Consider the following 20,915-nt stretch of genomic DNA (forward strand, 5'->3'; position numbering starts at 1 on the left):
ACTAAAAGTTAATAAATGCCGTTTATATAGCATACACATCATACATGATTATCCTTATATTCTTTCTTTGCCATTGGTTTTTATCACTTTTTAGCCAAACCTTTTTCCTCCACCGTTATTCATCACATAAAATGTTTAAAATGGAGCTCTTTTGGGAAAGATTTTTCTACCTGATTTTATTAATTTCCCAGGGTTCATCATTTTTAAATCCAAGGGCTTACGCCATTTTGCACCGCATGCACCATGCCTATAGCGATACAGAGAAAGATCCGCATTCACCTCATTTCTTTAAAGATGTTTTCGGAATGATGATTGCAACCAAGAACATGTACATGGATTATCTTCATTTTAAGGTACAACCAGAACCGGCTTTTCAGGGGAATTATCCCGAGTGGCCTTTGATAGATCGCATTGGCAATTCCTGGTTATGGAGAATTGGATGTGGTTTGTTTTATATTGGTTTTTATATCGCTTTTGCTAACCATTGGTGGTTATTCATTTTAATGCCAATTCACTTCTTAATGGGCCCGCTCCATGGTGCTATTGTAAACTGGTGCGGACATAAATATGGTTACTCGAACCATGATAATGATGATCACAGTAAAAACTCTTTACCATGGGATTTTCTTTTAATGGGAGAATTGTTTCAGAATAATCACCACAAAAAACCAAATAGTCCAAACTTTGCGACCAAATGGTGGGAATTTGATCCAACTTATCCAGTGATGAAAGTACTGCATTGGATGAAGATTATCAAAATTAGAAAGGTTTAATACTCTCTTTTTCTTAAAAATATCTTCGCCATATAAGTTATTTGAGGAAATATAAGCTCATGCGCCATATAGAAATTATCTTGTTCTTTACACCGTGAGCTTATGTTAAACTTACATTACTTAGGTGGTAGATAATACTGATTGCCATCTGTTTTACTTTAAATATCCATAGCGTAAAAATCTGTCTTGTATATTTTAGGCGAAAACATCAACACCTCCTCAAATTAAGCATCAGTTTCGCTTTTTTTATACTTATTATTCGTCTTTCTTCCTGTTTATCTGTTTTTTACAGATAAAAGTCGCACCTTTGCCGACCAAATAACCAAGTTGCGTAAAAAAACAATTCTTTCCGGTTGTAACAAATTACAACCTGCGCAGACTAAGAAACAAAGACTAACTAAAAGATGAAACGAATTTTACTCTCAATCCTCATTCTTGGAACATTTATAAACGCACAGGCACAGTTCCCTGCTGGCGGGTTCGGTGGAGGAGCAAAGAAAGCTACGGTATTCGGCCGGATCACAGCAACCATTTTAGATTCTGTTACCAAACAACCAATTGATTATGCTACAGTATCTTTACTTAATGCTAAAGACAATAAATCTGTAAATGGTGGCGTAACCGATCCTAAAGGTAAATTATCTTTGCAAAACATCGCGCCAGATACCTACAAGCTAATGATTGGATTTATGGGCTATAAAACGAAATCGATCGCCATTACGACTACTCCTGCAAAACCTGATCAGAATTTAGGAACCATCTATATATCCTCTACAGAGAATAAACTGGAGGATGTTCAGGTACAGGGAACAAAAGCGGTTATTGAAAATAAAATCGACAGAATGGTTTATAATGCAGAAGCTGATGGTACCAATGCCGGCGGCGATGCAACTGATGTGATGCGTAAAGTACCAATGCTTTCTGTTGACGCGAATGGCGATGTTCAGTTACGTGGAGCAGCCGTTAGAGTTTTGATCAATGGAAAACCTTCCGGCACAATGGCTGCAAGCGTGGCCGATGCTTTAAAGATGATTCCGGCTGAACAGATTAAAAGCGTTGAGGTGATTACCAGTCCGTCGGCTAAATATGATGCAGAAGGTTCGGGTGGTATCATCAATATCATCACAAAAAAATCCAATGCGCAGGGTGTAAGTGGAAGTATTAATGCTTCTGCAGGTACCAGACAAAATAATGGTGCTTTTAACTTAACAGCGAAAACAGGCCGTTTAAGTGTAAATACCAGCTTAGGATCTAATTTTGCTTACGCTCAGGATTCTAGAGTGGTCATTGTAAATAATACTCAATTAAATAACGGAGGTTTCAATAATGTTTCACAAGATGGGATATCAAAATGGAGCAGAGACGGACTTAACGGAAGTTTAGGTTTAGATTATGATTTTAACGCATATAACAACATTAGTACTAATGTTAAATTTAATCGTTTTTCTAACGGTGGCCCTGGTTCTGCTAACTATATTATAAATAGCTTCCCTGCCACTAATATTAGCAATATGGATATGACACGTAATAATATTGATTGGAACGTGGATTATAAAAAAACAAGTAAAAAGGAAGGTGAAGAATTTTCAATTTCTGGTCAGCTTTCTACCGGAAGTTCGCCTACAAGCTTTAGCAATTTGCTAACTTCAGCAACGTTTCCTAATGGAGTGCTAACGGCAAGCGATAATACAGTAAAAAATAATGAATATACCGGACAAACAGACTATACCTATCCATTTACAAAATCAACTATCTTAGAAGTTGGCGCTAAAGGTATATTCCGTAATGTAAAGAGTCAATATGGATCATCGGAGAGGGATTTTGATTATAACCAGGATGTTGCTGCTGCTTATGGTGTGATTAGTTTCGATATCACCAAAAAAATTAAATTTAAAGGTGGGGTAAGGGCCGAATACACTAAAATAGATTTTAATACATTGACGAGCGGTACAACGAAAAACGATTATTTTAACTTATTCCCAAGCTTTATTTTATCTCAAACTTTGAAGAAAGGTGGAACTGTTAAATTTAGTTATAATCGTAGGGTGCAAAGACCAAGCGAGAACTTTTTAAATCCATTTAGAAATGAAAGTGATCAATTTAATATTCAACAAGGAAATCCACAGTTAAGTCCTGAATTAAGTCAAAATTTCGAACTTGGTTATTCAACTTTTGTTAAAGGTTCAGTACTTAACGCCTCTGTTTTTTATCGACGTACAGGCGGAGTTATAGAAAGCTCTATATCACCTTTAACCGAAAACAATGTAACTAAAGTTTTGTCATCTTTTATCAATGTGGGTACTGCGCAAACATATGGTGTAAATCTTTTTGGGTCATACAATCCAAAGCCAAAATGGACTTTAATGAGTAATATTTCTGCTAATACTTATGAGGTAACTAATGATGCAACTAACATTAGTACTGGTACGTTTCTAAACTATAGTGTCTTTGGGCGCTCTGCTTATGGTTTTGGTAAAGGCTACAATTTCGAACTTTTTGGAGTAGCTACATCAGCCCGTAGAACCTATCAAGGTAAAACAGATCCATTCTACTTTTATGGGGCCTCAATTAAAAAGGATATTTTGAACAAAAAAGGAAGTATTGGTATTAATACATTAAATCCGTTTACTAAAAATCTGCATATAAAAACGGAAAACAACTCTATCAATCCGTTAGGAACAGTTTATCAGAGCAGTAATGTTTACTATCCTTTACGCTCCTTTGGTGTAAATTTCAGTTACTCTTTTGGTAAGTTGAAATTTACCGAGAAGAAAAAGATTAAAAACGACGATGTAAAGCAAGATCAGCAACAAGGCGGCGGAATGGGGGGCGGTTTACAGCAGTAAAAGCACGAAGCTATGATATTCAAGAGCTTTCGGATTCGTTCGAAGGCTCTTTTTTTATAAAATCAATTTTGAGTGTAAAAATTACACTAAGCTGCTGCTTTAATTTAATGTAAAATAATTTTTGCCTGCATGCTTTAGCTGGTTTAAGGTATTATTTTAATGTGTTTTGCGGTTTAATGCGGAATTTCATTCTGCTTTGTGCGGTGTTTTTACACTAAAACGTTATATTGCATCAGCTAACAACTATCAACCCTAAATTCTTGAATATGAAAAAAGTCTTTACCTCACTTTTTTTTCTGTGTATTTTACTTACCGGGCTATCTTCCTTTGCCCAGGTAAAAACAATTACAGGAAAAATTACTTCTACAGATGATGGAGGAGCACTGCCTGGAGCAAGCATCAAAATTAAGGGGAGTACCACCGGAACATCAACAGATGGAAATGGAAACTTCACCATCCAGGTCCCTTCATCAAATGCAGTACTGGTCATCAGTTTGCTAGGTTATAAAGCACAAGAAGTTACTGTGGGCGACAGAGCAACTGTTAGCCTGGCACTTGCTTCGGATTCACAACAGCTTCAGGAAGTAACAGTTTCAACAGCGCTGGGAATTACCCGGCAGGCAAAATCCCTGGGTTATGCTGCGCAGACAGTTAATGATAAAGATCTAAATTTTAATCATCAACCTAATCTGCTTAACGCATTACAAGGCAAGGTTGCGGGTGCTACCATTTCCAGTACAGGCGGCGGGCCGGGTCAGGGCGCGAGCATCCGGATTAGGGGTGTGAACTCCATAGATCCAAAAATTTCCGGCGACCCGCTTTACGTTATAGACGGAGTACAGATTGATAACTCTACTTCAACGCAGGGGGCAAATCCAGGTGGTAATGCTTACGGATCAAGAGGAGTAACGAACAGGGCATCTGATGTTAATCCGGATGATATCGAAACCATTAACATTTTAAAAGGTGGAGCAGCAACAGCACTCTATGGCTTAAGAGGCGCAAATGGCGTAGTCGTAATCACCACAAAGAGAGGTAAACAAAATGGAATTCAGATTAACCTCAACAGCAGCTATGGTTTTGATGAGGTATTGATTAGTCCGAAGGTGCAAACGGAATTTACGCAAGGCGTATTGGGCGTATACCTGAATCCTCCCGGGGGAATTGGCCCGGCATGGGGGCCAACAATTGCAGAAGCCAAATTGATTGATCCAACTCATCCAGATCAACTTTATAATAATTACGACCAGGCATTTGGTACCGGACAGCAAATTAAAAATTCTCTTTCCCTAACCGGTGGCAGTGAGGTAGTGAAGTTTTTCTCTTCTATTTCTCAGCTATATCAAAAGGGAATGATGCCCAATACAGATAATAAAAACTTCTCCGGAAGATTAAATACCGACTTTATTATCAGTCCGAAGTTAAAGGCTTCTGTAAATATGAACTTCACCAATTCTGGTGGTTATACCTATAGCGCCGATCGCTTCGGGGAAGGTTTGGCATACTTTTCTCCGCGATATGACGTGGCAGACTACCAAAATGCTGACGGTTCGCAGAAATATCTTGGCACCAATAACCCGATTTGGGGTACGGCAAATAATAAGCTTAAAAGTGATGTGAACCGATACATTGCAGGCGCAAGCTTAACGTATGATCCATTGAAATGGTTAAACTTTTCTTACCGTTTCGGCGTAGATACTTACAATGAAAATCGTGTGAGAACGGCCCGCGGCCCAATGTATACCGGCGAAGCAATGTATGATAATGATCAGGGATACTATGGAGAGTATAACACGAAGTTTAGAACACTTAACAGCACTTTCGTAGCAACTGCCTCAACTAAATTAGGGGAAGATATTACAGGTACACTACGGTTAGGCCAGGAGCTTTTCGATCGCAGAATTAAAGAAACCGGAACATTGGGAAGTATTTTAGGAATTTATGATTTCTTTAATATGGCCAATGCTGGTGTGCTTACACCAAGCCAGGCGCTTAGGGAAAAACGCCTGATCGGTTATTTTGGTGAAGCAACTTTTGACTATAAAAATTATTTGTTCTTAACCTTAACAGGAAGAAATGATATCACTTCAACACTTCCTAAAGAAAACAGGTCTTTCTTTTATCCATCCGCCAGTTTAAGTTATGTATTCTCTGATCAGTTTAAATTGCCAGCGGTAATCAGTCAGGCGAAACTAAGACTTTCATATGCCCGTATTGGCAAGGATGCCTCAGAATATTCTACCTTCACAGGCTACACGCCAAACACTTCTTTACCTACCGGAACAGGTGGTTTAACCATTGCGCCTAATCTTGGTAATCCGGATTTACTGCCAGAGTTTACGAATACTTATGAGGCTGGTTTGGAAATGTCATTCTTCAAAAACCGTGTCGGATTTGATTTTACCTATTATTATTCTTTGAGTACAGATCAGATTATCCAGACGCAGATTTCTTCTGCGGTGGGTTACGTAACCAAATCAATCAATGCGGGTGATATCAGAAACCGCGGGGTAGAATTAGTAATTAACGGTAAGCCAATCGTAGGAAAGGATTTCAACTGGAGTACCAATCTGAACCTTTCTGCAAACCGGAATAAAGTGCTCTCCATGCCAAACGGAATTTCTGAAATTGTTTACGGCGCAGCCAGAGGTTATGGTAATGCCGGGGTAACGATGAAACTGATAGAAGGTCAGCCTTATGGCAATATTTATGGTAGTTATTTTAACAGATATTACGGCACGCAGGCAGAAGATCCGGTTTACTTAGATAAAAACCTTCCGTTGCTGATTGGTGCAAATGGCTTCCCAAGTATTTCAGGTGGTAAGCAAAAGTTATTGGGTAACTCTCAGCCCGATTATATTATCGGTTTCGGCAATAACTTTAGCTACAAAAATTTCAGCTTAAATGTATTGTTCGATGCCCGTTTAGGTTTTGAAAAATACAACTGGCTTGAAGATTTCTATTCGGCTTTCGGCTTGCCGGATTATACCGCAGACAGAAGAACCACTAGGGTTTTTGATGGCGTGTTGGCGAATGGTCAACCCAATACAAAGCCGGTTTACATGGGGCAGGGAACCGTAGATGGCGTAAATTACGGCGAAGGTTATTACCGGATTTTATACCGGAATGTATCAGAGCCATTTGTGAGTGATGCAAGCTGGGTTCGTTTACGTTCGGCCAGTTTAAGCTACCGTTTGCCGGCAGAATGGTTGCCAGCCAAAGCTATAAAGGCTGCTTCATTATCAGTAACCGGGAATAATTTATGGTTGTGGACTAAATATTATGGTGTAGATCCGGAATCAAGTTCTTACGACTCTGGCAGCAACAATGATGGTTCAGCAGGATTTACCTATCCATCTGCACGCACAATTATGTTTACCCTTAATGTTGGTTTTTAAAAAAGAATTAAGATGCAAAAGATTATAAAATATACACTGTTTTCGGCCATGATTGCAACCCTGGGTTTGCAGGGCTGCAAGGATAGTTACTTTGATAAATTATCCGATAATCCAAATCAGGTTTCCACCCCAACTTTAAATACTTTATTGGCCACCTCTACATTTAAAGCAGGGTTCAATAATTATAGTGTGGCAAGTGTTATATTGCCTTACGTGCAGTATACCGCCAGTCCATCGGCAAATGGTGCAGGAGATACTTTTCAGGCTATAGACTATGGGTCTACCTGGGATCTGCTTTATTTTGCCATGGCAGATGCCAATGAAATGAAAAAACTCGCCATCACCCAAAACTCGAGCGAGTATAAAGGCGTAGCCGATGTATTAATTGCCTACAACTTAATAATGGTGAATGATCTTTGGGGTGATGCACCATTTTCTGAGGCTTTCAACATCAATAACCTCGTTCCTAAATACGATAAGCAGGAAGATGTATATGCATCAACCATAATGCTTTTAGATGAAGCAATTGTAGAATTAGCGAAAACCAATTCAACTGTAAAACTTGCTGCAGCCAGCGATTTAATTTACGGAACTACAGTGGCTACAGAAAGGGCCAACTGGTTAAAAATGGCTTATGGGTTAAAAGCCCGGTTGTTGAATAAAGTGAGTAAAAAAAGTAATTACAATCCAGCCGCTGTGTTAGATGCCGTAAGTAAATCCTTCGCTACTAATGATGAGGATGCGAGAATGCAGACCTATAAAGAACGGAGCCCCTGGGCAACAGTTGCCTTAGATAATGAAAATCAATCATTAGGTGGCTGGCTGTCAGAGCAATTAATCGATGCACTAAACGGCACTACTTATCCAGGCGTATTTGATCCGCGTTTACCGAAAATTACCGATTTAACCGTTGATGGGAAATATATTGGTACGGTTAACGGCGCCGGAAACAGATTGCCTGGTGCAAATACAAGGAAGGATGAGAATTACATTTCGCGTAATTCGCCATGGAGTGGTAACACTTCGCCGATTTTTATCATCACCTACGCAGAGCTAAAATTTATAGAAGCAGAAGCAGCTTTTAATGTTGATAAAACCCGGTCATACAATGCCTATATAGCTGCAATTCGTGCAAATATGGATAAGTTTCAGGTTTTAGCCACTGATAAAGAGGCTTATCTCGCTCAGCCGACAGTTGCTGTAGGTGCTGCGGCCCTAACTAAAAACCTGATCTTCAAAGAGAAATACATTGCCACCTATTTAAACCCGGAAGCCTGGAATGATGCCCGCCGTTTTGACTATCAATATAAGGATTTTACCCTACCAGTGAATGCCGCATTGCCTACATTTATTCGCAGGTTAGATTACCCACAACGGGAGAGAAGCAAAAATGGCGCAAATGTGCCAGCTGATGTACTCCGGACAGCGAAGTTGTGGTGGGATCAGTAGATCGTCCAAATTATCAAATTGAGCCCATCGAAATGCTTTAGAAAGTGCTTCGGCAGGCTCAGCATGATACGGGTGAATGATAGAATGATTAATAATTGAATGATAGAATTAATAATTAAATTATAGAATTATAGAATGATTGATGCAATGACCGGAGTAAGCAAATTTTGAAAATCCCCGTTTATCATTCCTTGTTACATTGAGCTTGTTGAAGTGCAGAAATATTGCTTTGAACATCTTTTGTGCTACGTCCTCTTTTTGTATGATCATCAAATGCCTAAATATGAAGTCGTTACTTTTCGCTATTTTGTTCTTAAGCTTATCATCCTGCATTTTTGCACAATCGTTTTCTATCCAGTCGGCGTTAAGCTATCCATTTCCTACGCAACTGGTTGCCGCTCCTTCCGGATCAACAATTGCATGGGCTGCAAATGAGCAGGGAAAAAGAAATATCTACATCGCAGAAGCGCCGAAATATGAAGCCGTAAAAGTGACAGGGTATAACGAAGATGATGGTCAGGAACTTACCAGTCTCTCTATTTCTACGGATGGAAACTGGATTGTTTTTGTAAGGGGAGGTGATCATGGCGGGAGAGATGGTGGGCCGGTAAATGCAGCTTCCGCAACAGTTGCACCGAAAATGCAGGTACTGGCTTTGAACCTTAAAGATAGAAACATGAAGGTTTTGGGCGAGGGCGATCACCCATTGATTTCGCCAGATAGCAAAACGGTTATTTTTGACAATGCGGGGCAAATTAAAAGTGTGCCGCTCGATGGATCTGCAACAGCAAGCAGCTTATTTTATGCCAAAGGCACAAATGGCAGTTACAAATGGTCGCCAGATGGTAAAAAGATCGTTTTTGTCGGTAACCGAACGGATCATTCCTATATCGGTATTTTCGCAGATCAGAAAACCCCAATTCAGTGGTTATTGCCATCGTTTTCCAGAGATGTTACGCCTTCCTGGTCGCCAGATGGAACGGAGATTGCTTTCGTCAGATTACCCGGATTAGGGAGTGAAACCGATTCTATTTTGGGCAGAAAGCATCAGCCCTGGGCAATATGGAAGGTAAACGTGAATACCGGTAAAGGTAAACAAATCTATAAAGCACCCGAAACAATCAGGGCTTCATTCCCATTAATGGAAGGCGGAGCGAATTTAATGTGGGCGAATGAAAGAATAGTATTTACTTCTTATCAGGATGGATGGCCACATTTGTATTCAATGAACACGGATGGATCTGATCAAAAAATCCTCACACCCGGAAATTTCACTGTAGAAAACATCAAGCTGAGTAACGACAAGAAAACCCTCGTTTTCGCCGCCAACACAGGTAAGGAAAAAGATGACCTCGATAGGAGGCATATCTATCGCGTTCCTGTTAATCAGGCAAATATGGAATTACTTAGCACTGGAAAGGGAATAGAGGCTTATCCGGTAATTTCTGGCGATAATAAAAATGTCTTTTGTTTAAGTTCTACCGCCCAGCGTCCGCTTTTGCCTGCGCAGATTAATCCCGGCAAGCTTAAATTAATAGGAGAAGAATTGATTCCGAAAGATTTTCCATTGAATGCCATGGTTACGCCGGCACACGTAAGATTTAAGGCAGCAGATGGAAACACGGTTTATGGTCAGCTTTTTTCACCGAAAAAAATTGTTAAAAATCATCCAGCTATTGTATATGTACATGGCGGCCCGCAAAGGCAAATGTTTTTAGGGTGGAGTCCGATGGATTATTATTCAATTGATTATGCACTAAACCAATACCTGGTTAACATGGGCTTTACGGTGCTTTCAGTCAATTACCGGTTGGGTTTGGGTTATGGATATGACTTTCATAAACCGTTAAAAGCAGGGGCGCAGGGTGCTTCAGAATATCAGGATATTAAAGCTGCAGGCGAATGGCTGGCTAAACAACCGAATATTAACCCCGATAAAATCGGCATTTACGGAGGTTCTTATGGTGGTTATTTGACGGCCCTGGCCTTAGGAAAAGATTCAAAATTATTCGCTGCCGGTGTTGATATTCATGGCGTAAATGATAGATTCAGTAGCAATGCAGCAGCAGGAAAAGCGCCTGCTCCGGATGCGGACCTGGCAGAGAAAATTTCAGTAGAATCTTCGCCAGTAACCTATATCAGCACCTGGACTTCTCCAACATTAATCATTCATGCAGATGACGATCGAAACGTGGCATTTAGTCAAAGCGTAGATTTAGCCAGGCGTTTTGAAGATAAGAATTTCGAATTCGAATCTTTGGTCATTCCTGATGATACCCATCATTGGATGAAGTTTTCTAATGGTGTAAAGGTAAGTGAAGCTACGGCTGAGTTTCTGAAACGAAAACTTATGAAAGATTAGTTTTTCTTAATGTTTTTCAAGATCATTAAACTCAGGGCATTGAAGGCATATCCGCTAATGTTATTTTGAAGCATTACCACAGATTGATCATAAAATAGCGGTACCACCGGCGAATAGTCCATCACCATTTGGTCCATTTTCCGGTAAAGTGCGAAACGCTTTTGGTCATCAGCTTCATAATAACTTTGCTCAAATAATTTGTCGAATTCGCGGTTGTAATAGGCAAAGTAATTGGGCCCGTTTGGTACTTTGTTTTTGGAGTAAAACATCGAAAGAAAGTTCTCGCCATCAGCATAATCTGCAAGCCAGGAACCACGAAAGAAATTCACATTATTTTTAGACATCAAATCCCTTAAGCTCGAACTTGGGCTCACATCAATCTTCACCTTCATGCCAATATTAGTGAGTTCGCCCTGAATAAATTCGATCAAATCTTTATAAGTGGTGGTGGTGTTCAGGGTAATTTCCGGTAAGCCTTTCCCCCCGGGGAAGCCAGCTTCTTTTAGCAACCGGGAAGATAAAACGGGATTATAAGTATAGCCCTTTACTGCCAGACTATCAAAACCCGGCATTCCTTTCGGGATAAAGCCCGAGGTTGCCGCAATGCCAATTCCGTTTCTCAGGTAACGGATCAGCTTATCACGGTCAATGGCATAGTTAATCGCCTGACGGATTTTTTTAACTTTTAAAGGTGATTTTTTTACAATAGCCAGGTTGGTATCTACCAAAATCCCAACATATTCTGTACAGATGTATGGGCTTTTCTTCAACGTGAATTTTCCCTTGTACTTGGACACCATTTGGCCGCTTTTAGTAAGGATATCATCGCGGTAGCTGCCATCTACATTATAGTAAAAATCCAGGTCCTTCTTTAAGAAACTCATAAAACCACTTTGCTTATCCGTAATAAATGTTGCTTTTACAGCATCCAGATAGGGAAGTTTTTTCCCAGCTTTGTCTTTTTCCCAATATTTTTCATTTTTAAGCAGTACTAAAATTTCGCCCTCTTTCCAGTATTTAAATTTGAAAGGGCCGGTACCGATCGGGTGACTTCTAAAATCCTTTCCATAATGGGATACAACTTCCTTTGGCACCACAGAACAATATTGCGTGGTAAGCAAATTCATAAATGGAGGGAAGGGCTTAACCAGTTTAATCTGGAAAGTCGAGTCGTTTACCGCAATGAAATTATGTTGATCTTTAACCTTATCGCTGAAAATCCATCCACCCGAAGAGGCAACTTTAGGATCGATTAACCGATAAAAGCTGTAGGCAAAATCACTTGCAACAACTTTCCGGCCTTTCCCGTTTTTGAAAATCGGGTCATCGTGAAAGTAAACATCATTCCGGAGATTGAAGGTATAAGTTAACGCATCTTCTGATACCTGCCAGCTTTTGGCAATGCAGGGAACGGTTTTTAAACTCGAATCGATCTGCACTAAACCGTTAAAAATCTGGTTAGTCATCCAGATGGCATTCTGATTGCGGGCAAAAGCAGGGTCTATGGAGGTTAAACCCTGATCCAGGTTGATATTGAAAGTCTTTTTGTCGCTGTTTTGAGAATCCTGATTACAGGAAGTGAAAAGTAAGGCAAAGAAAATCCAAAATATATACTTAAATGAGGCCTGCATGAAATAAGGATTGTTATTTTTGCACAAATTAATAAATTTAATGCAGATGTCTTTTTTAAACGATTTATTTATCGGCCTAGATGCCGCAATACGCGAAGATTTACAGGAACGTTTGGATATTGTAGAACATAAGATTAAATTTATGGATAAAGTTCCGGTCGCTTTGCTTGATGCGAGCAACACACCAGGCTACTTGCTTTCTGAAGAAATAACGTTTGCCGGTGGTATGCTGGAGACGGATATTTTAAGTGCCGTTTTCATTATCTATTATCAACCCGGCAAAACCCTGACCGATTTAATGCGCGAAGTGCCATCGGCATTAGGTGAAGACTGGCAAGCTGTGAAAAACAATCGCGTTATTTTGCTCAATGATGATACTACAAGGGAAAGAACAGCAGAAAATGTAGTTTCATTAATCGAAGATCTGGCCGAAATGCTTCACCCCGGTTCGTTTATTTTTGGCCATGAAGGCGATAAATGGATCCGGTTTGGAGTTTAATAGTGAAGTGGAAAATAGGAAATAAGGGGAAATAGAAAAGAGGCGTAGGGAATAGCAAATGGGAAATAGCGAAAATGAACTGGATTGGAGCAGTAAGTTTTACATTTAAATTAACAATGAGAAAAATCCTTATAATTAGTGTTCTGGCATTTTTATCGCTACTCGCAAATGCGCAGGTTGTGCCCACTTTAACGGCCGAGGTGGCAGAGAAGCTTTCGAAAATGCCTTTAGGGTGTATTGGTCAGGAGTTTCCAAATAAAACATCTCATGTAGCTAACACAGCTGTTGATGGGCGGTTATTGCCAAGTGAACTACACCCTGCTTTTTATGGCTGTTTAGATTGGCACAGTTCTGTTCACGGCCATTGGATGTTATTACGTTTGCTCAAAACAATACCTGATTTAAAAAATAAAGCCGAAATTATTGCTCAGTTAAACGCCACGCTAACACCGGAAAAGATGAGGGCAGAGGCGGAATATTTTACCAGATACCAGGTAGCAAATACCTACGAACGCACTTACGGCTGGGCATGGTTGTTGAAACTTGATCAGGAATTGTATACCTGGGATAATCCGGAGGCGAAAAAATGGTATACTGCTTTGCAGCCCCTCACGCAACAAATTCTAAAACTTTGGAAAACTTATTTACCTAAACAGACCTATCCCAACCGGACAGGCGTGCATCCAAATACAGCCTTTGGGTTAGTTTTTGCCTTAGATTGGGCCAGGACTTTTAAAGATGCCGAATTTGAAAAGCAGATTGATGAAAAAGCAAAAGCATTCTATTTAGACAATACAGCCACACCGGCCTATCTGGAACCTGATGGATCAGATTTCTTTTCGCCAAGTTTGGAAATAGCCGACCTGATGAGACGGGTGTTGCCGAATAAAGAATTTGTAAAGTGGCTGAATAAATTTTATGAAGAGAAAAGCATTAAACGCATCAGTGAGATGCCCATTATTAGCGATATTAATGATTATCAGGGCGTCCATTTGGTGGGCTTGTCCTTTACCCGAGCCTGGTGTATGAGGGGAATTGCAAAAGAGTTACCTAAAAATCATAAATTAAAAAAGCAGTTCGAAGTTACGGCTGATCGCTTTCTGGCGAATGCCTTACCCCTTATTTTTGCAGGTAACTATGGGGGCGATCATTGGTTGGCGTCTTTTGCAGTTTACGCGTTGGAGAAGTGATAGATACTGAGTTTGATAGCTAACTAAGCGGCTTGTATTATTCACAAGCCGCCAGCCAAATGTAAGTTGAGATTGCGTTTGGTAATTTTTTAATTTCTATTTCCTTCTAAATAAGCCAAAGTTATACCTAAAGCCAGCAACATAGTTTGTATAGCCATTGCCATTAGAGCCTTTGGAGAAAAATTCTATATTATCTCCTTTTTTAAGTGGGATTTGATAGCCAAGTCCGTATGCCTGGTAGAAATCATTTCTGGCGTAAGTACCGTCATTATAACTTGATCCCGAACCTATATATTTATAGTTAGTTGTTTCATAAGCTTCTTGATAGCCAAAATCAGCAGATAAATAGAAGTTGCCTATGTAGTACTTCGCCCCGGCATAGATAGCATTTTGCAGAAGTTTCCAGTTTTTAATTTGAGTAAGACTCGCACTATTTAAGCCGAATGAGTCCTCGCCATTCCTTTGTGTGTAGGCAATGTTGATTCCAGCTGTAAAACCCCAGTGTTTGTTCAGGCGATATTCATAGCCTACTTCGGCGCCATAAACCGGAGCTTTCAGGGTGGAATTGTAGCCAACAAATGGTGATAAATGAACTGAGTGTCTAATCAGAGAATCCTGCGCTTTGATTTTGTTGATGCTAACTGCCAATAACAGCATCATGAGAAGTATGTTTTTAGTTTTCATATCACTAAAATATGATCGATAAAAACACATTCGGATTTATTAACCTCTTTTAACCCGGTTTACAATAATTAACTTAATTTATGTTAAAAAGATCGGCTAAAAGGATGTCTTTATCCGTGTTATGGAATTTAAGCACCTCTTCAGTGTATCAAACCCTGACTTATTATCTAATAAGTATTAACATTCCCGATTCAGTTGTTCGGTCTTTCGATCCGTCCTAATTCCAAGATCTATAAATCCGGTAAATTCTTTAATCCTGATTTAATAACGAACAAACTTATCAATCTGCTCATTCGTAAATTTAACTGTATCCTCCTGAAATAAGTTTCCCAATGAATCTAACTCCTGTTTAATGTTCGGTATGTGAATGCGTAAAGGTAGTACGTTGAGGTGAATATAGTGGCAAACCCCAGTGAAATGATCGATACCGCGAATGTTTCCATATTTGCCGGAGGAGATGCCAACTAACGCGGCTTTTTTATCGTAGAAGCTATTTGGGAAATCGCAGGCATCAATTAACACTTTTAGCGCACCCGGGAAACTGCCGTTATATTCAGGTATAACGAAAATAAACTTACTGGTTTTTGTGATTAAATCCTGTATTTCCTCAAAGGCAGATGAGCGTTTACCAAACATATCTGTGTTCAATACATCAGCCGGCAGTTGCTCCAGACTAAATAGCTTTGCATCTTCACCTCTCAGTTTTAATTGAGCCTGGTAATAATTGGCAATTTTTAACGTATTGCTATTGGGTCTGTTGGTTCCTGCTATTATTGTAATCATGGATGAATTGTTAATAAGATGTTCAAAACCCGAAAGCCCTTATTGCTAAAATTGCCATATAGTTTGTATCTTAGCTGATTGAGAAAAAGGGCGTAAACAACGCAAAAATAGAACTTTTTTGCCAATTAAACGGCATAAAATATACACAGCCCAAATAAACGTTAAGTAAATTTCGGATAGATAGATGAGCAAAATTATTGCATTAGCAAATCAAAAAGGTGGCGTTGGTAAAACAACTTCATCCATAAACCTGGCTGCCAGTTTAGCCGTATTAGAATATAAAACTTTATTGGTAGATGCTGATCCTCAGGCAAATTCAACATCTGGTATCGGTTTCGATCCCCGGAATATTAAAGATAGCATCTACGAATGTATCATCAACGATATCGATCCAAGTCAGGCCATTCAGAAAACTGATACCCCGAATTTAGATTTATTACCGGCGCATATCGACTTGGTAGGTGCTGAAATTGAGATGATTAACCTGAATAACCGCGAGTATAAAATGAAAGCGGTTCTGCAGAAAATCAAAGATCAGTATGATTTCATCATAATCGATTGTTCACCATCATTGGGATTAATCACCATTAATGCGCTAACGGCGGCAGATTCGGTGATTATTCCGGTACAGTGTGAGTATTTCGCTTTGGAAGGTTTAGGGAAGTTATTAAATACAATTAAGATCGTACAAAACCGTTTAAATCCTGATCTGGAGATAGAAGGAATTTTATTAACCATGTACGATGTACGTTTACGTTTGTCTAACCAGGTAGTAGAAGAAGTGAGAACGCACTTCCACGAATTGGTTTTTGATACCATTATTCAGCGGAATACGCGTTTAAGTGAGGCACCAAGTTATGGCGTTTCGGTAATTATGCACGATGCAAATTGTAAAGGTGCCATCAATTACCTTAACCTTGCCAGAGAAATAGTGAAGAAAAACGGCTTGTTAAAAGAGGAAGAAAACATAGACTCAGCAACTTTATAAATTATAGATGACATCTTTTCAGCGAAAAACAGGTTTAGGAAGAGGGTTAAGTGCGCTTTTAGATGATAGCGAGTCTGCACATCCGCCGAAGCAGCAGGTAAATGCGGTGAGCGAAACCGAGCAGATTGGCAATATCAGTCACGTAAGTTTAACTGAAGTTGAAACTAATCCATACCAGCCACGCACCGAGTTTGATCAGGTAGCTTTAAATGAGCTGGCAGACTCGATCAAAACGCAGGGACTGATTCAGCCCATTACGGTAAGGAAACTGGGTGCAAATAAATACCAGTTAATCTCGGGTGAACGAAGATTCAGGGCATCTAAATTAGCCGGATTAACTCAGATCCCGGCTTATATCCGGAGCGCCAACGATCAGCAGATGCTGGAAATGGCATTGATCGAAAACATTCAGCGGGAAAATTTAAACGCAATTGAGGTTGCATTGAGTTTTCAACGAATGATCGATGAAGTGGGTTTGAAACAGGAACAGCTGGGTGAACGTGTTGGTAAAAACCGGACCACTGTAACCAATTACCTCCGTCTGTTAAAACTTCCGCCAGCTATTCAGGCATCTATACGCGATCAAAAGATTTCAATGGGTCATGCCAGGGCATTAATAAATGTAGATGGCGTAGACAGGCAATTGTTTATCCACCAGGAAATTTTAGACAAAGGTCTTTCTGTTCGTAAGGTGGAAGAATTGGTGAGAAACCTTCATCATGCACCATTAAAAGCAGAAGAAAAACCGAAAGCAAAAGGTGTTTCTTTTCAGTATCAGAAACTGCAGGATGATTTGGCATCTAAATTCGCTACCCGTGTAAAATTAAAAGTAAGTCAGAATGGTAAAGGGGCTATCGAAATCCCGTTTATGAGCGATGACGACTTAAACAGAATCTTAGAATTATTAGACTGGTAATGCGCATTAAGAAAGTTTTATTACTGGTTTCTTTATTTACATTTTTTCTGGTAAACCTGGCATTCGCCCAGGTATGGGATACTGTATTGAAACAAGCCGATACGCTAAAAAGCCGGAACTACGCACCAATAAAGGTAGATTCGCCGAAAGTAATGTCGAGGCGGGATTCTGCAAAAGCGAAGTACATGAACCCCGGAAAGGTTGCAGGAAGAAAAGCGGTTTTCAGATCAATGTTAATCCCTGGCTGGGGGCAGTTGTATAACATGCAGTTGCTTAATGATGGCTATGGCACCAGGGCGGGTAAAAGCCAAACGCTTCAGAAAATTTATACCACCGGTAAAATCGTGGCAATTTATGGTGGGTTTACAGCACTTACACTATCTTATATTGAGAGCAGGAAGAATTATAAAATTTTCCTGAAAGAAGGTCAATCCCGTCAACTGCCGGTGGCCCGAAGGGTTGACGAATTTGCGCCAAATCCAGACCTTACCCGCTATTCTGATCAGGGTGTACTTGATAATAAAAGTGTTTTTAAGCGAAACAGTCAAATTGTAATTTTTTCTTACGGTTTGCTTTACGCGGCGAACATTGTAGATGCTTACGTTGCAGCGCGGTTACACTTCTTTAATATAGATGATGATCTGGCTTTTCAGATCCATCCAACAGTAATTAGTTCAAACACCATGTATGGTTTTAATGCAGCTCCTGCTTTAAAATTATCGCTAACATTTTAATAGATAAGAAACCATCAGGATCTTTCAAAATTATACAATATAATAATTAAGATCATGATCGCTTCATCAACTTTAACAATAAAATTATAAAGATGAAAATTGCGCTTTTAGGTTATGGCAAAATGGGGCAGATTATAGAAAAATTTGCACTGGAACGTGGTCACGAAATCGTTTTAAAAATATCAGTAAATAACCTGGAAGATTTAACCAGACAGAATTTAAAGGCTGCTGATGTGGCGATTGATTTCAGTACCCCAGATTCTGTATTGAGCAATATTGATGCATGTTTTGATGCCAATGTTCCTATTGTAGTGGGTACAACAGGTTGGTATGGTAAGCTGCAGGAAGTTAAAAATGATTGCGATAGCAGTAACAATACCTTACTTTACGGTTCTAACTTCAGTATTGGCGTAAATTTATTCTTTAAGCTTAACCAAACGTTAGCAAAGCTGATGAACAATTACCCGGCTTATGAGGTACAGGTAGAAGAAATTCACCATACACAAAAACTGGATGCACCAAGTGGTACAGCCATTACGATTGCGGAAGGAATTGTAGATAATTTGGAAAGAAAATCAGAGTGGCTAAATGAAGTTGTAGGAAGCGAAGTAGAATTATTTCCAAAAGCGGAGCAGCTATTAATTGAATCACATCGGATTGAAAATATTCCAGGTACGCACACGGTGATTTACAGCAGTGAAGTAGATGAAATTGAAATTAAGCATACCGCTCATAGTCGCGCAGGTTTTGCATTAGGCGCTGTTGTCGCTGCAGAATGGGTGAAAGATAAAAAAGGATTCTTCAGTATTACTGATATCTTTGAGTAAGCAGAAAGGACAGTGCTTAAAAGCAGAAACCTGAAAGCCAAAAGCGGAAAGCTGAAAGCTAATCGACTTAAAACGAAAAACGACCAACGAAAAACGATAACGCAAGACGACCAACGGTTAAGCCACTTTGATCTGTGAAATCAACCAGAAGGAAAAGAGTGAAAAGCTGAAAGGCGAAAGATTAAAGCTAATCGACTTAAAACGACCAACGAAAAACGCAAGACGACCAACGAAAAACGATCCATAAAAGACCAACGAAAATAAAAATATGAATTATAAATTTTGGCAGAAGAAAACCGATGCCACTAAAAAGAAAAAGACAAAAACCCGCGAATGGGTTGATGCAATCGTCTTCGCGGTAGTAGCAGCAACCATTATTCGCGTTTTCTTTATTGAGGCTTATACCATTCCATCTGGTTCGATGGAGCGTTCGTTATTAATTGGCGATTTTCTTTTTGTGAGTAAGGTGAATTACGGTGCGAGGATCCCGATGACTCCTGTTGCCTTTCCTTTCGCTCATCATACCATGCCATTAACAACCTCCACAAAAGCATATTGGGATGGCGTACAATGGAAATATCATCGTTTACCGGGTTTATCAGATATTAAAAGAAACGATGTAGTAGTGTTTAACTTTCCCGAGGGAGACACTGTTGCTGTTGAAAATCAAGCGGCAAGTTATTATGACCTGGTGAGAATGAGCGGCAGGGAGCAAGTGAGAAATACTTATACCATCATCGACAGACCTGTTGATAAGCGGGAAAATTACATTAAAAGATGTATCGGTATTGCCGGAGACGTAGTTTCTATGTCTGCCGGAGTGGTAAGTGTAAATGGCAAACCTGAGCCCATAAAAAGCACAGGTATGATGCCTTATCGTATTGAATTTAAAACGATGGATTTCAACTATGCTGCGCTTGATGAATACAAGCTGGATTTAGGAAATAGTCCTGCGGTTGCAGCAAACACTTATGTGGTGAATGCTTCGCCGGAAATTGTAGAAAAACTTAAAACACTGGATTTCGTGAAATCAGTGGTGATGAATCCTGATCCTGCAGGCGAAGAAGCAGGAGGCATGTTTCCACACGACCCGAAAAGAGTATGGAACAGAGATAACTTCGGGCCAATCAAAATCCCTGCTAAAGGCTGGACGGTAAATATCGATAGCAACACCATGCCGCTTTACTATAGGGCAATCAGAACTTACGAAGGTAATAAGGTAGAGCAAAAGGGTGGTGTTTGGTATATCAACGATAAAGTGGCTACCAATTACACCTTTAAAATGAATTATTATTGGATGATGGGTGATAACCGCCATAACTCTGCAGATTCACGTTACTGGGGTTTTGTTCCGGAAGACCATGTAGTGGGGAAAGCCTTATTTATCTGGATGAGTTTCGACGGGGAAGGTTCTTTCTTCAATAAGATTCGTTGGAACAGATTATTTAGAGGAATACACTAGCAATAAATATAAAACATATATGAAGCGCGCTGATCTAATCAGGGCGCTTTTTTTGTTGCAAAACAGCCCCTATCTGCCTATCGACACCTTTCCCCCGGGAGGAGAAAGGGCGTGTAATAAAGATTTTTTGTGGCAAGCGATTTAAAAATTTGGTTCTAAAGACAACTATAAAATGTAAGGATCCATCATGCCTCAAGATAACGACCGTTTTAACACACCTATTATAACATCATGTATTTTGAACTTTGCTATTGCCGCCCTGCTCTCCGGCCTAGCAAATGATGGAAGGAGAAAACGTTAAAGCTTCAACCACAATTTTTCATACCCCCACAACACAAGGCAGCGCGTATTGCCCGATTTTTCATCGGGTGCT

15 protein-coding genes are annotated in these 20,915 nt (G+C 39.8%); 12 read left to right on the forward strand and 3 right to left on the reverse strand.

Going from position 1 to position 20,915, the window contains the following annotated elements; translation table 11 throughout:
• The first annotated feature begins 44 nt into the window (after nt 1-44).
• The 5 genes from GJU39_RS00305 to GJU39_RS00325 all read left to right on the forward strand — a co-directional run bounded on the left by GJU39_RS00305 (nt 45) and on the right by GJU39_RS00325 (nt 10,828).
• Complete coding sequence (locus GJU39_RS00305; RefSeq protein WP_154278682.1) at nt 45-773, forward strand: acyl-CoA desaturase; 729 nt, start codon at nt 45-47, stop codon at nt 771-773.
• Between the two features lie 404 nt (nt 774-1,177).
• Entirely contained in the window at nt 1,178-3,619 is a 2,442-nt protein-coding gene (locus GJU39_RS00310) for an outer membrane beta-barrel family protein (RefSeq protein ID WP_154278683.1), read from the forward strand.
• A 266-nt stretch (nt 3,620-3,885) separates the two neighbouring features.
• The gene (locus GJU39_RS00315) at nt 3,886-7,017 is read left to right on the forward strand and encodes a SusC/RagA family TonB-linked outer membrane protein (RefSeq protein ID WP_154278684.1); all 3,132 of its coding nucleotides are present in this window, start codon (nt 3,886-3,888) and stop codon (nt 7,015-7,017) included.
• A gap of 12 nt (nt 7,018-7,029) precedes the next feature.
• Nucleotides 7,030-8,466 carry a SusD/RagB family nutrient-binding outer membrane lipoprotein gene (locus GJU39_RS00320; protein WP_154278685.1) on the forward strand — a complete coding sequence of 479 codons (1,437 nt, stop codon included), beginning with the start codon at nt 7,030-7,032 and terminating at the stop codon, nt 8,464-8,466.
• Between the two features lie 283 nt (nt 8,467-8,749).
• A complete protein-coding gene (locus tag GJU39_RS00325; RefSeq protein ID WP_154278686.1) occupies nt 8,750-10,828 on the forward strand; it encodes a S9 family peptidase in 2,079 nt (692 codons plus the stop codon).
• Here the strand turns inward: GJU39_RS00325 and GJU39_RS00330 are convergent.
• Nucleotides 10,825-12,459 (reverse strand): ABC transporter substrate-binding protein, encoded by a 1,635-nt coding sequence (locus tag GJU39_RS00330; protein ID WP_154278687.1) that lies wholly within the window; start codon nt 12,457-12,459, stop codon nt 10,825-10,827. The two genes, GJU39_RS00325 and GJU39_RS00330, sit on opposite strands and share 4 nt — an antisense overlap.
• Before the next feature lie 46 nt (nt 12,460-12,505).
• On the opposite strand from GJU39_RS00330, the gene GJU39_RS00335 reads away from it, so the two are divergent.
• Both GJU39_RS00335 and GJU39_RS00340 read left to right on the forward strand, forming a co-directional pair.
• On the forward strand, nt 12,506-12,958 hold the full coding sequence (locus GJU39_RS00335) for a substrate-binding domain-containing protein (RefSeq protein ID WP_154278688.1): 453 nt from the start codon (nt 12,506-12,508) through the stop codon (nt 12,956-12,958).
• Nucleotides 12,959-13,074: 116 nt separating this feature from the next.
• A complete protein-coding gene (locus GJU39_RS00340) occupies nt 13,075-14,148 on the forward strand; it encodes a DUF2891 domain-containing protein (protein WP_154278689.1) in 1,074 nt (357 codons plus the stop codon).
• A gap of 96 nt (nt 14,149-14,244) precedes the next feature.
• Here the strand turns inward: GJU39_RS00340 and GJU39_RS00345 are convergent, their stop codons facing one another.
• Nucleotides 14,245-14,832, reverse strand: a complete 588-nt coding sequence (locus tag GJU39_RS00345; protein WP_154278690.1) for a hypothetical protein — start codon at nt 14,830-14,832, stop codon at nt 14,245-14,247.
• A 261-nt stretch (nt 14,833-15,093) separates the two neighbouring features.
• Nucleotides 15,094-15,615 (reverse strand): NADPH-dependent FMN reductase, encoded by a 522-nt coding sequence (locus GJU39_RS00350; protein ID WP_154278691.1) that lies wholly within the window; start codon nt 15,613-15,615, stop codon nt 15,094-15,096.
• Nucleotides 15,616-15,799: 184 nt separating this feature from the next.
• On the opposite strand from GJU39_RS00350, the gene GJU39_RS00355 reads away from it, so the two are divergent.
• The 5 genes from GJU39_RS00355 to lepB all read left to right on the forward strand — a co-directional run bounded on the left by GJU39_RS00355 (nt 15,800) and on the right by lepB (nt 20,542).
• Nucleotides 15,800-16,603 (forward strand): ParA family protein, encoded by an 804-nt coding sequence (locus tag GJU39_RS00355; protein WP_154278692.1) that lies wholly within the window; start codon nt 15,800-15,802, stop codon nt 16,601-16,603.
• 7 nt (nt 16,604-16,610) lie between these two features.
• A complete protein-coding gene (locus GJU39_RS00360; RefSeq protein WP_154278693.1) occupies nt 16,611-17,519 on the forward strand; it encodes a ParB/RepB/Spo0J family partition protein in 909 nt (302 codons plus the stop codon).
• The gene (locus GJU39_RS00365; protein WP_154278694.1) at nt 17,519-18,253 is read left to right on the forward strand and encodes a DUF5683 domain-containing protein; all 735 of its coding nucleotides are present in this window, start codon (nt 17,519-17,521) and stop codon (nt 18,251-18,253) included. Before GJU39_RS00360 ends, GJU39_RS00365 begins: the two co-directional genes overlap by 1 nt.
• Nucleotides 18,254-18,345: 92 nt before the next feature.
• Nucleotides 18,346-19,080: a 4-hydroxy-tetrahydrodipicolinate reductase gene (gene dapB / locus GJU39_RS00370; protein ID WP_154278695.1), complete on the forward strand. Its 735-nt coding sequence runs from the start codon at nt 18,346-18,348 to the stop codon at nt 19,078-19,080.
• A 268-nt stretch (nt 19,081-19,348) separates the two neighbouring features.
• Nucleotides 19,349-20,542 carry a signal peptidase I gene (gene lepB, locus GJU39_RS00375; protein ID WP_154278696.1) on the forward strand — a complete coding sequence of 398 codons (1,194 nt, stop codon included), beginning with the start codon at nt 19,349-19,351 and terminating at the stop codon, nt 20,540-20,542.
• The last annotated feature ends 373 nt before the right edge of the window (nt 20,543-20,915 follow it).

Source organism: Pedobacter petrophilus (genome assembly GCF_009674725.1).
GTDB lineage: Bacteria > Bacteroidota > Bacteroidia > Sphingobacteriales > Sphingobacteriaceae > Pedobacter > Pedobacter petrophilus.